This window comes from Exercitatus varius (genome assembly GCF_029577735.1).
Taxonomy (GTDB): Bacteria; Pseudomonadota; Gammaproteobacteria; order Enterobacterales; family Pasteurellaceae; genus Exercitatus; species Exercitatus varius.
In genome coordinates this window covers 44692-62672 of the sequence record NZ_JARQTO010000001.1, presented here as the reverse complement: position 1 = coordinate 62672, position 17981 = coordinate 44692, and the positions used below count along the sequence as shown (strand labels likewise).

Annotated in this window: 14 protein-coding genes; 5 read left to right on the top strand and 9 right to left on the bottom strand. The window is 45.8% G+C overall.

Going from position 1 to position 17981, the window contains the following annotated elements:
• The first annotated feature begins 3 nt into the window (after positions 1-3).
• The 3 genes from P7M01_RS00260 (at position 4) to P7M01_RS00250 (ending at position 2126) form a co-directional block, all read left to right on the top strand.
• Complete coding sequence (locus P7M01_RS00260; protein WP_317479631.1) at positions 4-1353, top strand: GntP family permease; 1350 nt, start codon at positions 4-6, stop codon at positions 1351-1353.
• A 159-nt stretch (positions 1354-1512) separates the two neighbouring features.
• Positions 1513-1860, top strand: a complete 348-nt coding sequence (locus tag P7M01_RS00255; protein WP_317481150.1) for a type II toxin-antitoxin system RelE/ParE family toxin — start codon at positions 1513-1515, stop codon at positions 1858-1860.
• Complete coding sequence (locus P7M01_RS00250; RefSeq protein WP_317476804.1) at positions 1857-2126, top strand: helix-turn-helix domain-containing protein; 270 nt, start codon at positions 1857-1859, stop codon at positions 2124-2126. Before P7M01_RS00255 ends, P7M01_RS00250 begins: the two co-directional genes overlap by 4 nt.
• A 638-nt stretch (positions 2127-2764) precedes the next feature.
• Here the strand turns inward: P7M01_RS00250 and P7M01_RS00245 are convergent.
• Genes P7M01_RS00245 through P7M01_RS00230 form a run of 4 tightly spaced genes read right to left on the bottom strand, consistent with a single transcriptional unit; the run spans position 2765 to position 9110 of the window.
• Positions 2765-3427 carry a hypothetical protein gene (locus tag P7M01_RS00245; RefSeq protein WP_317482697.1) on the bottom strand — a complete coding sequence of 221 codons (663 nt, stop codon included), beginning with the start codon at positions 3425-3427 and terminating at the stop codon, positions 2765-2767.
• 2 nt (positions 3428-3429) lie between these two features.
• Positions 3430-4680, bottom strand: coding sequence for a DUF3644 domain-containing protein (locus tag P7M01_RS00240; protein WP_317482696.1), 1251 nt, complete (start codon positions 4678-4680; stop codon positions 3430-3432).
• Between the two features lie 10 nt (positions 4681-4690).
• Complete coding sequence (gene hrpA, locus P7M01_RS00235) at positions 4691-8605, bottom strand: ATP-dependent RNA helicase HrpA (protein WP_317482695.1); 3915 nt, start codon at positions 8603-8605, stop codon at positions 4691-4693.
• 52 nt (positions 8606-8657) lie between these two features.
• On the bottom strand, positions 8658-9110 hold the full coding sequence (locus P7M01_RS00230) for a DUF441 domain-containing protein (protein WP_202937252.1): 453 nt from the start codon (positions 9108-9110) through the stop codon (positions 8658-8660).
• Positions 9111-9248: 138 nt separating this feature from the next.
• On the opposite strand from P7M01_RS00230, the gene P7M01_RS00225 reads away from it, so the two are divergent.
• Entirely contained in the window at positions 9249-10181 is a 933-nt protein-coding gene (locus P7M01_RS00225; RefSeq protein ID WP_317482694.1) for an AEC family transporter, read from the top strand.
• A gap of 132 nt (positions 10182-10313) precedes the next feature.
• Positions 10314-11186 carry a LysR family transcriptional regulator gene (locus tag P7M01_RS00220; RefSeq protein WP_317482693.1) on the top strand — a complete coding sequence of 291 codons (873 nt, stop codon included), beginning with the start codon at positions 10314-10316 and terminating at the stop codon, positions 11184-11186.
• 50 nt (positions 11187-11236) lie between these two features.
• Here the strand turns inward: P7M01_RS00220 and purD are convergent, their stop codons facing one another.
• The 5 genes from purD to P7M01_RS00195 all read right to left on the bottom strand — a co-directional run bounded on the left by purD (position 11237) and on the right by P7M01_RS00195 (position 17894).
• Positions 11237-12526, bottom strand: a complete 1290-nt coding sequence (gene purD / locus P7M01_RS00215) for a phosphoribosylamine--glycine ligase (protein WP_317482692.1) — start codon at positions 12524-12526, stop codon at positions 11237-11239.
• Positions 12527-12938: 412 nt separating this feature from the next.
• Positions 12939-14537, bottom strand: a complete 1599-nt coding sequence (gene purH, locus P7M01_RS00210) for a bifunctional phosphoribosylaminoimidazolecarboxamide formyltransferase/IMP cyclohydrolase (protein ID WP_317482691.1) — start codon at positions 14535-14537, stop codon at positions 12939-12941.
• A gap of 139 nt (positions 14538-14676) precedes the next feature.
• Positions 14677-15567 carry a Dyp-type peroxidase gene (locus P7M01_RS00205; RefSeq protein ID WP_317482690.1) on the bottom strand — a complete coding sequence of 297 codons (891 nt, stop codon included), beginning with the start codon at positions 15565-15567 and terminating at the stop codon, positions 14677-14679.
• A gap of 13 nt (positions 15568-15580) precedes the next feature.
• Positions 15581-17284 carry a protein-disulfide reductase DsbD gene (locus P7M01_RS00200; protein ID WP_317482689.1) on the bottom strand — a complete coding sequence of 568 codons (1704 nt, stop codon included), beginning with the start codon at positions 17282-17284 and terminating at the stop codon, positions 15581-15583.
• A 40-nt stretch (positions 17285-17324) separates the two neighbouring features.
• Positions 17325-17894 (bottom strand): TetR/AcrR family transcriptional regulator, encoded by a 570-nt coding sequence (locus tag P7M01_RS00195; protein ID WP_238398859.1) that lies wholly within the window; start codon positions 17892-17894, stop codon positions 17325-17327.
• Positions 17895-17981: the final 87 nt, after the last annotated feature.

Below are 17981 nucleotides of genomic sequence, written 5' to 3'. Positions count from 1 at the left end.
ATCATGTTGATTTTTATTTTAGTTGCCTCTATCGCACTTCTGCTGATTCTCATTATGAAATTCAGAGTGCATGCATTTGTCGCCCTGGTTTTAGTAAGTTTATTGACCGCACTTGCCACCGGAATGCCGATTAACAAAATTTTGCCGACATTACTCAGTGGATTCGGAAACACCCTGGCCTCGGTCGCCTTATTGGTAGGTTTAGGCGCCATGATCGGTCGTTTGCTTGAAATTACCGGCGGCGCAAAAGTGCTAGCGGATTCCTTAATTAATAAATTCGGTGAACAAAGAGCGCCGTTCGCCTTGGGTGTCGCCTCATTCCTGTTCGGCTTCCCGATTTTCTTTGATGCGGGCCTAGTCGTTATGTTGCCAATTATTTTGAGTGTGGCAAAACAGTTTGGCGGCTCCCTGTTTCGTTACGCCTTCCCGGCCGCCGGTGCATTTGCCGTCACCCACGCCTTCCTGCCGCCGCATCCCGGTCCGGTTGCCGCCGGTGATATTTTAGGCGCAAACATCGGGTTATTGTTGATTGTCGCCTTAATTGTTGCGATTCCGACCTGGTATTTCGCGGCTTATTTATACGGGACTTTCCTGGGCCGAAAATTCCATTTGGATTTGCCGAAAGCCTTTCTAAACAACGCACCGATTAACGAAACTGCCGTTCTCAATCCGCCGAGTTTCAGAAAAGTGCTGTTCATTTTGCTGCTGCCGCTCTGCCTGATCATGTTCGACACCGTATTGAATACGCTGTCCGTGATGAAAATTGTCGACGGTTCCGCATTATGGGTGGAAACCTTGCGTTTACTGGGTAAGACTCCGGTCGCCTTACTTATCACATTATTAGTGACCATTCTGTTATTGAAAGAACAACGCAGCGTGGAACAAATCGAAAGAATCTGCGATAACGCATTAGGTCCGATTTGCGCCATCGTGTTAGTAACCGGCGCCGGCGGCATGTTCGGCGGCGTATTGCGCGCCAGCGGCATCGGTGACGTGCTAGCCGCCATGCTGGCCGACACCGGCATGCCGATTATCGTCGCCGCATTCCTGATTTCCACCGCATTACGCGTGGCGCAAGGTTCGGCCACCGTGGCAATTACCACCACCTCCGCTTTAGTGGCGCCGATGGTTGCCGCCTCAACGGGATTAAGCGAATTCGATTTATGCTTTATCGTGATTTCCATCGCATCTGGCGCCACCGTACTGGCCCACGTCAACGACAGCGGTTTCTGGCTGGTCAGCCGTTTCCTGGAAATTGACACCAAAACCATGTTCAAAACCTGGACGGTTCAGGAAACCTTAATCGGGTTGGTCGGTTTCGGTATCTCCGTCGTCGGTTCAATTGTCCTCTAACAACAAAAGTGCGGGCAAAAATCGTGATGTTTTTTGCCCGCACTTTTGATTTTTTTATGCTATCGATTCCAAATCCTAAATTTATAAATAAATATTTTTCTTATTTCCATACAATAAATCTTACAAAATATTACATATATGTTATATTAAGGAAGGATTATGTGGAATTTGCTATTCTATAAAACAAGAACGGGAAACTGTCCTATAGCGGATTTTATTGATGAATTACAACCTAAACTTAAAGCAAAAGCCTTGCATGATCTGGATTTATTAGCAGAATTTGGTAACAGGTTATCAATGCCCTATTCCAAATCAATGGGAAACGGATTATTTGAACTACGCGTAACACAATCAAATAACGCAGCAAGAATATTTTATTTCTTTATGCAAGGAAAAAACATCGTTATTACTAACGGTTTCATCAAAAAAATGCAAAAAACATCTGCGTCGGAATTAGCTAAAGCCCTCGAATACAAGCAAGATTATCAAGCGAGAAATATGCCATGAAATTTGAAACATTTAAACGGCAACAACTTCAAGATCCGGCGGTCAAAGCGGAATATGATTTACTTACTCCGCAATATGAATTAATCCGCCAAATCATCAAATTACGCCAAGAACAGCATTTAACCCAAAAAGCTTTAGCAGAAAAAACAGGCATCGCACAAAGTGCCATCAGCCGTTTTGAATCTGGCAATCACAATCCGTCTTTAGAATTTTTACAGCGATTGGCGTTGGGGTTGGGAAAGTCGGTTTATGTGGAGTTAAGATAGAGAAAGTGCGGTTAAAAAACTCATCATTTTTCGACCGCACTTTGGTTGAAGCTGGCATCACGATTGATAGCGCGCGTCTCCCGACGCGTGCTTGAGTTGAAAAGATACGCGTCGGGAGACGCGTACCATCGGGGGCTTGGCGTGGGGGGTTAGCAAATCAATTCATGTGGAATTAAGATAAAAAAGTATGGTTAAAAAACTCATTATTTTTCGACCGCACTTTGGTTGAAGCTGGCATCACGATTGATAGCGCGCGTCTCCCGACGCGTGCTTGAGTTGAAAAGGTACGCGTCGGGAGACGCGTACCATCGGGGGCTTGGCGTGGGGGGTTAGCAAATCAATTCATGTGGAATTAAGATAAAAAAGTATGGTTAAAAAACTCATTATTTTTCGACCGCACTTTGGTTGAAGCTGGTATCACGATTGCTAGCGCGCGTCTCCCGACGCGTGCTTGAGTTGAAAAGGTACGCGTCGGGAGACGCGCACCATCGGGGGTTTATGGTAAATTTCCTCTTAAAGTGCGGTGGGAAACTCATTATTTCTCAACCAACCTTTTGGCTGCGTTTGCTCAACGTGTTCCTGATTCTATAAAAGTCTATTAAAAGGCACGCATCAGGGATGCATACCATCGAGAGAGATTATTGTACTAATTTAGAAATATTTAATCTTCTTATCATTTCTTTTTTATATGCAATTGATGAATTAGAAAAGCTAACCTCATCTATATAAATTCCAACAATTTTAGGCGGAATTAAAAACTCAATCTCATTTTCTATCAATATTTCTAAAAGATAAGTATAAGGCTCTGTATCTTCGTTATAATCAACTGCATACAAATTCCAACAAGAATTAATAAATGGATCAATAATCTCATAAATATACCTTCTAGACATATCGCCACAGTTTATATTATTAGGATCAGCAAAATGCTGTATCGAGTTTCTAAGAACACCAAATTCTTTATACAAATCTATCTTTTCAATAGTAATTCCTGTTGTAGCCCATAAACGTTCAGGCAAATCAGAGTATTGTAATGTTTTAGCTTTACTACACAATGATTGATAATTTAAATTATCTACTTGAGAAGATTTAGGTAAAGATTCAAAAATTAATAATGGATGTTCTTCTGCGATCTTGGCTTTAATAAGAATTTCCATCGCGTGAGCCACTTGTAAAACAGATAATTCCGCCCACATATTATTTTCAAAAGAAAAATAATTTGCATGCGAATTAGCGTGGCTTAAAGCAGCTAAACCAAGGCGCAGCATTCTTTCAGAAACGCTACTTAATTCAGGACTCATACTCATCTAACTTTTTTTACAATATTTAATTTACTTTTATCACTAAATTCAGATACCAAAAAATCAACCCATTTTGAACTATATAGATAACTATCATAACCTTCAATAAATCCAGCATACTCACCTTTAAATTTAGAATCTAATACATTAGGTCTTGCTTGATAATATTTCCAAGATTTTGTATGTAAATGCATATTAAAACCAGATATTTTTTTACTCACTAGTTCAACAACTTTACCGGGTTTAAATTTATATGGATGTTCAATTCCTTTTATAAAGGCAACTACATTTTTATAATTTTCTAACTGGTCTTCAGTTAAATTATCTGTTTTTATAAATTCAATAGATAAATCACACGAGCTTTTCCTATTTCCAATTTTAGGAATCAGAAATGCTCTCAATCTATACTTCGCACTATCTAAAATATCTTCCGACAAATCTTTATTATATGTCTCCATATAATTTCTAACTACATTATAATTTTCCGATTGCAACTCTTTCATTGCATCAATTTGTGCTTGTTCAGAAATTCTCGTTAACTGTAATGAAGTAGCTAAATTTGTCATTAAAGCATAATTATCTCCAAACTCATCAACTAAGATAGTTTCAAAGTTGTTTAACGCAGATTGGCATTCTCCACAAAGAGATAAATCAAGTGCAGGTAGGTACCTATGCTCTATTTTATTTCTTAAACCGACTAAAAATTTAATGTTAGCTTTTTCAGGTGAATTATTACCATTCCAATAGCGTTCTATGCACTCGAGTAATTCCCACGATTTTTCTTCACCATCAATTATGATTGGAAACCCATCAGAATCTTTGTGAATATATTCCATCCCTCTCTTTTCAAAAATAGCATGAAATAATGCAGTGTATGCAATTATTATATTAACAATAAATCCATAAGTTTTAAATTCCGAATATGGATTGTTATAAACAGATACTGCTAATAAAGCAAACTCTCTAGCTTTTTTTACTAGAATGGATTTATTTGATGTAACTAAATTAGAATTAAATTTCTGACTATGAATATCTCGAAATTCAGCTTTACTTAAATATGAAACACCTGAAACTAAATATTCATCATTATTCCGTTCAATAAATTGATGCCATCGTTTACTAGGGTATGTTTTACATGTTTGAAGAGCCCATCCAGTAAAATTCGATAACTCCTGAATAGTAAAGACATCACCTGATTTTTCTTTATTTACTAAAAAATCATAAGCTAAATCAACTTGAGTATATCTACTCATAATATATTTCCTATTGTTCCATTATACTATTCAACACCCTCTTCTCCGAAACCGGATATTTCGTTCCTAACTGCTGGGCAAACAAACTCACTCGTAATTCTTCAATCATATAACGAATTTCCAGCACTTCGGCGCTGAGCGGTTTGGATTTGGGGAGTTTTGCCAAAAGTTGTTGGTAGGCTTGTTGGCATTGTTCGACGCGGAGCATGGCGGCGCGGTCGCGGTTGATGTCTTGGGCGAGTTTGTCCATGCGTTTGTCGATAGCTTGCAGATAGCGGTGAATATCCGGCAGGCGGGCGTAGCCGGTTTTTTCCACGAAACCGGGATAAATTAAGCCCGCCAGTTGGGATTTAATATCCGACAGCGCAAACGCCATGGTGAAATCCATTTTGCCTTTCAGGCGTTTGTTAATTTCAAAAGTGAGCGTGAGCAATCGTTCTACTTGTTGGGCGATGTCCACGGTGATTTCATTGAGATTTTCGCGCACGAAGTCTCGTAATTTATCAAAATCCGTTTCATTCCAGACAAAACCGCCGAAATCCGCAATCAGTTTATCCACGCCGCAGGCGATACAATCGTCGATTAAATCCAGTACTTTGCCGAACGGCGTGAAATACAGGCCGAGTTTGGATTTGTTCGGCAGTTTTTCGTGCAAATATTTAATCGGCGACGGCACATTAAGCAAAATCAGGCGGCGCAAGCCTTGCCGCATGGCCACGGACTGCTCGTATTCCGTTTCAAATAATTTAATGCCCACCGCTTCTTTTTCGTCTGTAATCGCCGGAAAAGCTTTCACGGTGAAGCCTTGTTTTTTCTGTTCGTAACATTGCGGCAGGCTGTCAAAATTCCAAATATGGATGCCGGATTGCTCAATGCCGTCGTCCGCCACTGCGGAAATACTTTGCTGCACCCGGTCTTTTAAGCTGAATTTCAGTTCGTCCAAATTCATACTTTCCGCAATTTTTTTGCCTTTTTCATCAATCACGCGGAATGTGATGCGTAAGTGCGGTGGAATTTGGTCGAGTTTCCATTCGTCCGCGTCCACATTTACGCCCGTCATACGGCGCAATTCGTTGCTCAGCGTTTCCGTTAACGGTTTGTCGAAGTTGGTGACACGGGCTAAAAAAGCGTCGGCATAATTGGGTGCCGGCACGAAATTGCGACGCAGAGATTTCGGCAACGCTTTAATCAATGCCACGATCAATTCATGGCGCAAACCCGGAATCTGCCAGTCAAATCCCTGCATTTCAATCTGATTCAGTAACGGCAACGGAATATGCACGGTCACGCCGTCCGCGTCGGTGCCCGGCTCGAACTGGTAAGAGAGTTTTAGTTTCAGATTGCCTTGATGCCAGAAATTCGGGAAATCCAACTGACTGACTTTTTGCGCATCCTCTTTCATCAGGAAAGATTTTTCAAAATTGAGCAATTCCGGATCTTTCTGACTGGCCTTTTTCCACCAGCTGTCGAAATGCTTTTGCGATACCACGTCCGCGCCGATACGGGAATCATAAAATTCGAATAAAGTGCGATCGTCCACCAAAATATCGCGACGGCGGGATTTGTGTTCCAATTCTTCCACTTCGCGAATCAATTTTTGATTTTCAAAAAAGAACGGATGGCGGGTATGCCAATCCCCTTCCACCAATGCCGATTGAATAAAAATTTCGCGGCTGGTTTGCGGATCAATGGCGCCGTAATTGACCGGACGATTCGCCACAATCGGCACGCCGTACAGACTGACCTTTTCATCGGCGATCACCTGCCCACGGGATTTTGACCAACGAGGTTCCGAATAGGATTTTTTCACCAAATGCGCGGCAAGAGGTTCAATCCATTCCGGATCAATTTCCGCCGCCATGCGCCCCCAAAGTCTGGAAGTTTCCACCAATTCCGCCGCCATCACCCATTTCGGCTGTTTTTTGAACAACACGGAGTTAGGAAAAATGGCAAAATGAGCGTTACGGGCACCAAGATATTGCTGTTTTTCCGCCTCTTTCATGCCGATATGAGAAAGCAATCCGCTTAAAAGTGCGGTATGAATTTGCGGATATTCTGCGGGTTCGGCGTTAATCGGCAATCCCATTTCGCGCACGGTTAATCGGATCTGATGATAAATATCCTGCCATTCGCGAATGCGCAAATAATTCAGGAAATCCTTTTGGCACAATCGGCGAAATTGATTTTTACCGAGCGCTTTTTGCTGTTCTTGAATGTAATTCCACAAATTCAGAAAAGCCAGAAAATCGGATTTTTTGTCCGCAAACCGACGATGTTTTTCGTCCGCCGCCTGTTGTTTTTCCTGCGGACGTTCGCGGGGATCCTGAATGGAAAGCGCGGCGACAATAATCATCACCTCCAAAACACAGCCTAAATTGACCGCACTTATCAGCATTTTGGCCAAGCGAGGATCCACCGGCAATTGAGCCAATTGACGACCTGTTTGGGTTAAACGATTCTTTTGTAACGGCGAATGTAATTCTTCCCGACGAATCGCTCCCAATTCTTCCAACAATTTAATGCCGTCCTGAATATGCCGTTTATCCGGCGCATCCACAAAAGGAAAAGATTCAATGTCATCCAAACCGAGCGAAGTCATCTGCAAAATAACGGAAGCCAAATTGGTGCGCAGAATTTCCGGATCGGTAAATTCCGGACGGTTATTAAAATCCTCTTCCGAATAAAGCCGGATACAAATCCCTTCGCTCACGCGTCCGCAACGCCCTTTGCGCTGATTGGCGGAAGCCTGGGAAATCGGTTCAATCGGCAAACGCTGAACTTTGGTGCGATAGCTGTAACGGGAAATCCGCGCGGTGCCCGGATCGATCACATATTTAATGCCCGGCACCGTAAGCGAGGTTTCCGCCACGTTAGTCGCCAGCACAATCCGATTCAGTCCGCTCGGATGAAAAATTTTATTTTGTTCCTGCGCCGACAAGCGGGCGTACAGCGGCAAAATTTCCGTATGGCGCAAATTTTGCTTTTCCAAAGCGTCGGCCGTGTCGCGAATTTCCCGCTCACCGCTTAGAAAAATCAGAATATCGCCGCGACCTTCCGCCTGCAATTCATCCACCGCATTCAAAATACCTTGCAGCTGATCCTGTTCTTCCGCTTCCGCAACGGGACGATAACGCACTTCCACCGGATAGGTTCTGCCCGAAACCTCGATAATCGGCGCATTGTTGAAATGTCTGGAAAATCGCTCCACATCAATGGTTGCGGAAGTGATAACGACTTTTAAATCCGGGCGGCGCGGCAATAATTGTTTCAAATAACCGAGAATAAAATCATTATTCAGGCTGCGTTCGTGAGCTTCGTCGATAATCAAGCAATCATATTGATTAAGAAAACGATCGGTTTGAATTTCCGCCAGTAAAATCCCGTCGGTCATCAACTTGATTTGAGTCTGCTCGCCGATTTGATCGTTAAACCGAACTTTATAACCGACAAGACCGCCCAATTCCGTTTGCATTTCTTCGGCGATGCGCGCCGCCACCGAACGGGCGGCAATACGACGCGGCTGAGTGTGACCGATAAGGCCTTTCTGACCAAGCCCGAGCTCCAAACACATTTTCGGCAACTGGGTAGTTTTGCCCGAACCCGTTTCGCCCGCAATCACCACAACCTGATTTTCCGCAATCAGCTTTTGAATTTCCGCTTTGCGCTGACTGACCGGCAGATTTTCCGGAAAAACTATCGGATTTTTAACCGCACTTTTGCGCTGCGCAAGACGAAATTGCGCTTGCTGAATTTGTGCGTCGATTTCCGCGGCAACCGTTTGTTGCTGCCGTTCGGTTTTAATTCGGCTCAGCCCCTTGATTCGAGCGGCAAGACGATGGCTGTCCACAAGCATCATATCGCTCAATTTGCTGAAAAGTGCGGTCTGAATTGGCGTCATTTTGACGGAATGGTGATGTTTTTTCATATTTCGTAATCAATCAATACAACAAGACAGGCGAATCGCCTGCCTGAATAACTTAAACTTTACCGAGAAATAAGGATAAAATTCCCGCGGCGATTAACGGCCCCACCGGAATACCGCCGAGGAAACCGACGCCCAAAATCGTGCCGATAAGCAAACCGGTTAACAAAATAGGTTGCGAGCTCATCAGCGGCACGCCGCGACCGGCAAGCCAGGCGACCAACATGCCGGCGGCCAAGGCGAGAAACATTTTCCAGTGCAATAATTCCATTAAGGCGGGAATTTTCACTTTGCCCGCCACAATGGGACTGAGCACGCCAATAGTCAAAATTATCACACCGATATTCAGGCCGTATTTTTCCATGAACGGAATATATTTCGACAGAAAAGTTTGCTGCATAAGTAACAGCACCGTAGCGGAAATGGTGATGGAACTGTTATTTCCCAACACGCCCAGCAAGGCTAAAACAACCAGTAATAATGCAACGGAATTGAAATGAAGTGACATATCGGCCTCAAAGTGCGGTCAAATTTTAAAAAGTTTTTGCATAATTATAGCAAATTTTGTGAATCCGACGTTTTTTTATTTGCACTTTATCTCTAGAATATAAGTCACGAATCACTTTTTATAAACACGGATGATAAGATGGAAATCGCTTTTATTCTTGCCGGTAAAATTATCGAGCTGACGCTTATCGTACTCATCGGCTATGCGTTGGTGAAAAGTAAGCTGCTGCAATCGAAAGACAGTTACCCGCTTTCCGTCATCGGATTATACGTGATTAGCCCGGCGGTGATGATAAAAGCGTTCCAAATCGATTACACGCCCGAATTACTGAAAGGCTTACTGCTTTCCCTGGGCATGGCGGTGTTTCTGCACGTCATTTTAATCACTTTAGGCGTAGTGATGAAAAAAACGCTGAAGCTGGATCCCATCGAACATGCGGCGTCTATTTATTCCAATTCGGGCAATTTGATCATTCCTTTGGTGATGTCCATGTTCGGCGGGCAATGGGTGATTTATGCCACCTGTTTTATCGTGGTGCAAACCTTTCTGTTCTGGACGCACTGCCGTTCGATTATTTGCGGCAAAGGTGCCGTGCCGCTTAAAAACATCGTAAAAAATATCAATATTTGGTCGATTATTGTGGGCGCCGTGCTGTTTGCCCTGCAAATCAAATTGCCGCCGATTATTACGGGCATGCTTGGCGCCGTAGGCTCCTTTATCGGTCCGAATGCCATGCTGGTCGCCGGCATGCTGATTGCCTCGATTCCGGTAAAATCCATTCTGTCGTCCAAACGGGTTTATCTGGTCACCTTTTTACGTCTGATTTTTGTGCCGGTTTGTTTGCTGTTCGTGGTGAAAATCGGCGGATTCGCTCATTGGGTGGAAAACGGTGAAACCATCGCCATGATTAGCTTCCTCGCCACCATCAGTCCGGCCGCCGCAACCGTGACGCAAATGGCATTGGTGTACGGAAAAAATGCGCAGAAAGCCAGTATGATTTACGGCGTCACGACGATGTTATGCGTCTTCACCATGCCGCTGATTATTGCTTTGTACCAGCTGTTCGATTGATTATGCTACGCAACGATACGTTCTATTTATTGAACAATCCTGCTTTTTCCGCCGATTTTTATTGCAAAAACGGAAAGATGACCTATCATTCATCAAAACACGTTAATATTCATCAATCTAAAGGAACCGCACATGGAAAAAGTTAGTCTGGATGATATGCGCTTGTTTGTTTCCGTGGTGCAGGCGGGTAGTCTGCACCTTGCTTCGGAACTAACAGGCGTTCCCATTTCCCGTTTAAGTCGTCGCATGACACAACTGGAACAAGCGTTAGGTTCAAAATTGATGGATCGCGGTAAAAAAGGCGTGACGCTAAACGATTTAGGCCAGCCTTTTTTCCAACGAGCGCAGCAAATGCTGCAACTTGCCGAACAGGCGGTTTCCGGCGTGCAGGACAGCTTAACCAAACCCAACGGCCTGCTGCGGATTTCCGTTGCCGGCGATATTATGCGCATGCTGATTGCGCCGTATTTGCCCGCTTATTTAGCGGAAAATCCGAATGTCAGCCTCGACATTCATCAAAGTCCGCAAAAAATCAATATGATTCAGGACGGCATTGACATCGCCATTCGGGTGGGTTCCATTGAAAACGAAAATGTCGTAGTGCGAAAATTTCTGGATATTCGATTCGGCATCTACGCCGCCCCCGAATATCTCAAACAACACGAGCCGATTCACAACCCGCAAGATATTTACCGCCACTCAATCGTCGTGCACGCGCTTTCGCTGCCGTGGCGGCTTACACAGGGAAATCAACGGATCGAGATTATTCCGACGGGAAAATTAACGGTTAACGATTACTTGCTGGCGGCGCATTTTATTCAGCAGGGAACGGGCATCGGGATGCTGCCGACTTTTGTAGGCGAGCAAATGCCGGAATTGGTAAACGTGCTGCCGGACTGGGAAATGCCGAGCGTTCCGCTTTCCGTCATCTACTACAAAAACCGCGGCACGGTGCCGACTATCCGCAGTTTCACTCAGTATTTGCTGGAGTTAAATCCGGCGTAAAAAACAATGAAAAAATTGCCCGCACTTTTTCTCAAAGTGCGGGCAAAAAATTAAACGTTTTTTTCTCTCGCCACCGCGCGATAACCGATGTCACGGCGATAGAAACGCCCCGTCCAGTTTACTTGTTCGGCAAGTTTCAAGGCTTTTTGCTGCGCTTCGAAAACGCTGTCGCCAAGCGCCGTCACACAAAGTACGCGACCGCCGTTGGTGACGAACTTGCCGTCTTTTTCCGCAACGCCCGCCAGGAAAACTTTTTCCCCCGGCGTCGCCTGAGCCGGAATGCCGGTGATTTCATCGCCTTTGCGATAATCGCCCGGATAACCTTCGGCGGCCAGCACAATGCCTAACGCCGCTTGCGTTGCCCATTCCGATTTCATTTGATCCAATTCGCCTTTGCAGGCTTTTAAGCAAAGCTCCACCAAATCCGATTTCATTCGCATCATAATCGGTTGGGTTTCGGGATCGCCGAAACGGCAGTTGAATTCAATCACTTTCGGTTGGCCGTTTTTATCGATCATCAAGCCGGCGTATAAGAAACCTTTGTACACATTATTTTCCGCCGCCATGCCGCGCACGGTCGGGTAAATAATCTGTTCCATTACGCGATTGTGGATTTCCTGAGTGACTACCGGCGCCGGCGAATAAGCGCCCATGCCGCCCGTGTTTAAACCTTTATCGCCTTCGCCTACGCGTTTGTGATCTTGCGAGGTTGCCATCGGTTCGACATGTTCGCCGTCCACCATCACGATGAAACTGGCTTCTTCGCCGTCTAAAAATTCTTCGATAACCACGCGACTACCCGCATCACCAAACGCATTGCCGGAAAGCATGTCTTTAACGGCGGCTTCCGCTTCGCTCAAGGTCATCGCAACAATTACGCCTTTGCCCGCGGCTAAACCGTCCGCTTTAATGACAATCGGTGCACCTTTTTCACGCACATAAGCCAGCGCCTGCTCCACATCGGTGAAATTTTGATATTCCGCCGTCGGAATATGATGACGAGCCAGAAAATCTTTGGTAAAGGCTTTGGAACCTTCCAACTGCGCGGCGGATTGACGCGGCCCGAAAATGGTTAAACCCGCTTTCTCAAAAGCATCCACCACGCCTACAACCAACGGAGCTTCGGGTCCTACGATGGTTAAACCGATATTATTGTCCTGCGCGAATTTTACTAAGGCGGGCACATCCGTTGCGGAAATGTTCACATTTTCCACCGCACTTTCCAATGCCGTACCTGCATTTCCAGGCGCAACAAAAACTTTCGTCGCTAATGGTGACTGCGCCGCTTTCCAAGCAAGTGCATGTTCGCGACCGCCGTTACCGATGATGAGGATGTTCATATTTGGGTATCCTTTAATTTATTTTTTCTTAATCCAATGCTTATTTTTCTGTCCGTTTTCTTCGCTTATACAAAGAAAAACGAACCCAAAGAAACACGCCCGACTTCAATACCGTCCTTCGCTTTATTGAAATTTTTTAACGAAAATTCAAGTCACTCAGGCATTTCAGGCGGGGACTGAACCGAACATAAAGTGCGGTTAATTTTTAACAAATTTTGATATTTCCTAAATGGGTTCCCTTCTTTGCCGCCTAAAAATGGTTTAATTTATAGGAAAATTTGTACTGTGTGAGCGTAGCGAGTTTACAAATTTTCCGTTAAGTAAATTAAACTATTTTTAGGAAAAAAGGCAAAGCAGGGTTGCCTTTCTTTTGGTTACTTTTCTTTGGCAACGCAAAGAAAAGTAACAATTCTTAGTGACGGAAATGACGCATTTTAGTCAATACCATCACCATGTTGTGTTCGTCCGCCGCATCGATAACTTCCTGATCGCGCATCGAACCGCCCGGATGGATGACACATTCAATCCCCACTTCGGCGGCGGCGTCAATGCCGTCGCGGAACGGGAAGAAAGCGTCCGACGCCATCACGCAGCCTTTCACTTCCAACCCTTCGTCTTGCGCTTTGATGCCCGCGATTTTCGCCGAATACACGCGGCTCATTTGACCGGCGCCGATACCGATGGTTTGGTTGTTTTTCGCATAAACAATCGCATTGGATTTCACGAATTTCGCCACTTTCCAGCAAAATAGCATGTCTTCTAATTCCTGTCGGGTCGGTTTACGTTTGCTCACCACTTCCAAATCGTCAACGGTGACTTCGCCTAAATCGGCGTCCTGAACCAATAAACCGCCGTTCACGCGTTTCATATCCAGGCGAGGTTGCGGTTTGCTTAATGCGCCGCATTCCAACAAACGCACGTTTTTCTTCGCTTTCACCACCTCAACTGCCGCCGCTGAAACCGTCGGTGCGATAATCACTTCCACGAATTGACGTTCGACGATAGCCTTCGCGGTCGCTTCATCCAATTCGCAGTTGAACGCAATAATGCCGCCGAATGCGGAGGTCGGATCGGTTTGATAAGCGCGGTTATAAGCTTCCAACGCATCTTTGCCCAACGCCACACCGCAAGGATTCGCGTGTTTCACGATCACACAAGCCGGCTCATCGAAAGATTTGACACATTCCAATGCGGCGTCGGTATCTGCAATATTATTGTAAGAAAGCGCTTTGCCCTGTAATTGTCTGGCGGTGGAAACGCAGGCTTCCTTCACTTCTTTCTCTACGTAAAACGCCGCGTTTTGATGGCTGTTTTCACCGTAACGCATGGTTTGTTTGCGAATGAAGTTCAAATTTAAAGTCCGCGGAAATTGACCGCACTTCGCCTCTTTGTCTTCTTCCGCCGCAGCAAAATAAGGTTTCACCATTTGACCGAAATAATTAGCGATCATGGAATCGTATTGCGCGGTATGTTCAAACGCACGAATAGCCAAATCGAAACGGGTTTCCAAAGTTAAACCGTTTTGATTCTGATCCATTTCCGCTAAAACCATATCAAAATCCGAATTATTCACCACGATCGCCACATCTTTGTGATTTTTCGCCGCAGAACGCACCATAGTCGGCCCGCCGATGTCGATATTTTCCACCGCATCTTCCAATGTGCAATTCGGTTTCGCCACCGTTTGGGCAAAAGGATAAAGATTCACCACTACCATATCGATGGCTTCGATACCGTGTTTTTGCATCACTTCATCGTCCGTACCGCGACGACCTAAAATTCCGCCGTGCACTTTCGGATGAAGCGTTTTCACCCGACCGTCCATCATTTCCGGGAAACCGGTGTAATCGGACACTTCGGTCACCGGCAAACCGCTGTCTGCCAGTAATTTAGCGGTTCCGCCGGTTGATAATAATTTAACGCCGCGTTGCACCAAGCCTTGTGCGAATTCCACAATGCCGGTTTTGTCAGACACGCTTAATAACGCTTGACGAATAGGACGAGTTTGCATGGTTATTTCCTTTTTGATTAGAACGGTTAGCTTTCATAAAAAATCCGCGGCATTATATCGCAAACGATTGCGCAATGCTACGGATCCGATCAAAAAAGCCCGCAAAGTGCGGGCGATTTTTTCATTGTTTTTTGCAGAATTAAAGCGCTTTCAGCGCGTCCAGAGACGGCGCAAAATAATAGCTGCCCGTGACCGGTTTGGTGAATCCCAACAATCGGTCGGTTTTGCCGTCGAGTTCGCCGAACATGCTCAATAATTGCTGTTCGATATTGTGCAGACGGGCGCAATAGGAAATAAAGAACAGGCCGTTGGTGCCGCTCGCCGTTCCGTACGGCAGGCTCTGACGCAGAATTTTCAAGCCTTCGCCGTTTTCTTTTAAATCCACCCGTCCGACGTGAGATGTCGGCGGCACATCGTCCAGTTCCACGCTGTCCGGTTTGGTGCGCCCGATAACGCTTTCCTGTTTCTCGTCGGATAATTTCGCCCATTTATCCAAATCATGTTCCCAGCGCTGAGTAAATACGTAACTGCCGCCGGCGTCCGCACCGTCCGCAATTAACGCCACCGCCGCGCGCTGTTCGTCCTTCGGATTTTCCGTGCCGTCGATAAAACCGGTTAAATCCCGTTCTTCCACCCAACGGAAACCGTGAATTTCCTGGCGAATTTCGACCGCACTTACGAACGCCGCCACCGCCGCCTGCGCCACGCTGAAATTCACATCGGGACGATCCGACTGAATATGCACCAGCAAATCGTTTTGGGTTGCCGGCGCACTTAAACCGCCTTTGCCTAAAGCGGTGAAAGATTTCAGTTGCGGCGCCGAATCCGCCCCGGCAAGCCGGCGCCAGGCTTGGTGACCGAACGCCAGCACGGCGCCTAAATTGGCGTCGGGATACTGCGCCAGAAAACCGTCCAAACGCGCGCAAAAATCGCGGCACGCCTGCGGAATTGCCGCGAAATCCGTAATATCCGCTTCCAAATAAATGCCCGCTTTGCAATGTTCCAATAAAATACCGCTTTGTGCTGTCATATTTTGTCCTCTTCTATTTTGTTAATCCGTTAACCCAATCCGCAAAAGGTTGAGCTTCCATAAAACCGGTGACGCGCGCGCCCTGAATTTCCCTGCCCGATTGCTCGAAGAAAATAATGGTCGGCAGTCCCATCACATTCAACCGTTTCATTAATTCCGTGTTTTCCGCGCTGTTTTTGGTCATATCCGCTTGTAACAGCAGAACGTTTTCAAACGCTTTTTGCACCTCAGAAGCGGGAAACGTATATTTTTCAAATTCTTTGCAGGCGACGCACCAATCCGCATATAAATCCAGCATGGCTATCGCTTTCGGATTTGCCGCCAAGGCTTGTTGCAACTCGTTATAACTGTCGATTCGGGTAAAGTGCGGGCGAAAAACAGCGGATTTTTTGACCGCACTTTCCGTCGATTCGTCATGATGAAACGCATATACGGCAAAAAACGCCGCCAGCGAAACCAGCAATCCGAGCCAATAATATTCGGACGCCAGCCAGCAGCAGAAAGCAATCGTCCACACCGCCCATAGCGGCACAGACCAATCGGGAAATACGCGTTCAAGCAGAATCACCGGCAGCAGCAATAAAATAAAGCCGAACAGCTCTTTCACCCGGTTCGTCCAGGCGCCGGATTTCGGCAGAATTTGATTGCCGAACAGAGTAATCAGAATTAGCGGCACGCCCATGCCCAGCGCCAATAAATAAAGCGTAACGGCGCCGGTGACCAAATCTCCCGACTGCGCCACATACAGCAACGCGCCGGAAAGCGGCGCGGAAGTGCAAGGCGACGCCACCAATCCCGCCAGCATGCCCATCACAAATACGCTGCCGAAGGCGCCGGATTGCCGGTTTTGGCTGATTTGAGTAAGCTTCGTCTGCCAGCTTGCCGGCAGTTGCAAATTGAACGCGCCGAACATAGACGCCGCCAGCAGCGCAAACAGCGCGGACAAAGTAATCAATACCGCCGGGCTTTGCAACGCCACCTGAAACGACAGCCCGATTGCCGCGACAATCAATCCGAGCAAGGTGTAAGTCAGCGCCATTCCCTGCACATAAACGAAACTCAGCGCAAAAGCGCGCCGGCCGTTCGGACGCTGTCCTCGTCCGACGACCGCAGCGGACAGTAACGGCAACATCGGCAACACGCAAGGAGTAAACGCCAGGCCCAATCCCAACAGAAAAAACCAGAACACCGCATATTTCGACCGAAACAGACGCGCCGCCAATTGATCCTGCTCGCTCGCGCCGTTTAAAAGTGCGGTCAAATTTTCATCTGTTTTTTTGACCGCACTTTTTCCGTCCGCCGGCTTCGTCAACGCCACGGTTTGAGTTTCCGGCGGATAACAAAATCCTTTGGTGCAGCCCTGATAGGTCACTTCAACTTCGGCATTGTCCGTCGCATCCTGCAACGGCACGGTTAGCGCCAGTTGATTCATATAAATTTCCGTTTCGCCGAAAAATTCGTCCTGATGAACTTTACCCTGCGGAAAATCCGTTTCGCCCAATGTGACGTTTTTCCCGCGCAGCCGAATTTCTTTGCGGTATAAATAATAATCCTCGGCGATTTGCCAGTTTAGCGTAAGCCGATTATCCCGCTGTTCCGATGAAAATTGAAAAGCGTCGTCGGCCGGCAAAAAACGCGATTCGGCGGCGCCGAACAATCCCGCCTGCGCCGAAAGTGCGGTCAAAATTAAGGTTAAAAATAAAAATAATCGTTTCATTGGTTTATGAGAAAATCGTTATGGACGAAAAAGGCAGATTTTACTCGTCTTTATCCTTAATAATCAATAAATTAAATACTTCCGTAATATTTTCTATTACGGCTCGGGTTTCAAACAGTTCAATGTCGTGTTCGATAAAATACTGCAACACGGTTAAGGATATGGTGCCGAACAAATGTCCTTGAAAATTAAGCTCTTCCAGCGAAAAATCGGAACAATGACGTTGATGTTTCACATACGCCATTTTCACCATTTCCCGCAAATCTTCCAGAAAATGAATTTTGGGTGTGCGGATTTTGCTGATTTTACGCACCAAATCCTGATTCGCCAAAAACACCGGTCGCATCAGTTTGGCAAATTCCAGGGTCGAAATGGTGAAACGCTGCTCCAAGTCGGAACCGAAAATCAGCTTCAATTCGCTCACTAAGGCTAACGCCACTTCATTTTTGTTCATGTAATATTTGTAAAATGTGGAACGATTGATTTTCGCTTTGTTCAGAATATCCTGCACCGTGATCTGTTCGAATTCCTTTTCATCCAGCAAATCTAAGAATGCCGTTCGGATTTTGTGCAGCGTTTTTTCCACCCGAATGTCTTGTTTTTTCATCATTGCTTCTCTTTTGAATTTTTCACACTGTAACCGAGCAACTTAAATTAAGCAACACTTTGTTGCTTTTTGTCGGTTGAAGTGAAAATA

Excerpts from the sequence above, each read along its gene's own strand:
- P7M01_RS00260 (WP_317479631.1), top strand. The coding sequence starts at position 4 with ATGTTGATTTTTATTTTAGTTGCCTCTATCGCACTTCTGCTGATTCTC.
- P7M01_RS00255 (WP_317481150.1), top strand. The coding sequence starts at position 1,513 with ATGTGGAATTTGCTATTCTATAAAACAAGAACGGGAAACTGTCCTATA.
- P7M01_RS00250 (WP_317476804.1), top strand. The coding sequence starts at position 1,857 with ATGAAATTTGAAACATTTAAACGGCAACAACTTCAAGATCCGGCGGTC.
- P7M01_RS00245 (WP_317482697.1), bottom strand. The coding sequence starts at position 3,427 with ATGAGTCCTGAATTAAGTAGCGTTTCTGAAAGAATGCTGCGCCTTGGT.
- P7M01_RS00240 (WP_317482696.1), bottom strand. The coding sequence starts at position 4,680 with ATGAGTAGATATACTCAAGTTGATTTAGCTTATGATTTTTTAGTAAAT.
- hrpA (WP_317482695.1), bottom strand. The coding sequence starts at position 8,605 with ATGAAAAAACATCACCATTCCGTCAAAATGACGCCAATTCAGACCGCA.
- P7M01_RS00230 (WP_202937252.1), bottom strand. The coding sequence starts at position 9,110 with ATGTCACTTCATTTCAATTCCGTTGCATTATTACTGGTTGTTTTAGCC.
- P7M01_RS00225 (WP_317482694.1), top strand. The coding sequence starts at position 9,249 with ATGGAAATCGCTTTTATTCTTGCCGGTAAAATTATCGAGCTGACGCTT.
- P7M01_RS00220 (WP_317482693.1), top strand. The coding sequence starts at position 10,314 with ATGGAAAAAGTTAGTCTGGATGATATGCGCTTGTTTGTTTCCGTGGTG.
- purD (WP_317482692.1), bottom strand. The coding sequence starts at position 12,526 with ATGAACATCCTCATCATCGGTAACGGCGGTCGCGAACATGCACTTGCT.
- purH (WP_317482691.1), bottom strand. The coding sequence starts at position 14,537 with ATGCAAACTCGTCCTATTCGTCAAGCGTTATTAAGCGTGTCTGACAAA.
- P7M01_RS00205 (WP_317482690.1), bottom strand. The coding sequence starts at position 15,567 with ATGACAGCACAAAGCGGTATTTTATTGGAACATTGCAAAGCGGGCATT.
- P7M01_RS00200 (WP_317482689.1), bottom strand. The coding sequence starts at position 17,284 with ATGAAACGATTATTTTTATTTTTAACCTTAATTTTGACCGCACTTTCG.
- P7M01_RS00195 (WP_238398859.1), bottom strand. The coding sequence starts at position 17,894 with ATGATGAAAAAACAAGACATTCGGGTGGAAAAAACGCTGCACAAAATC.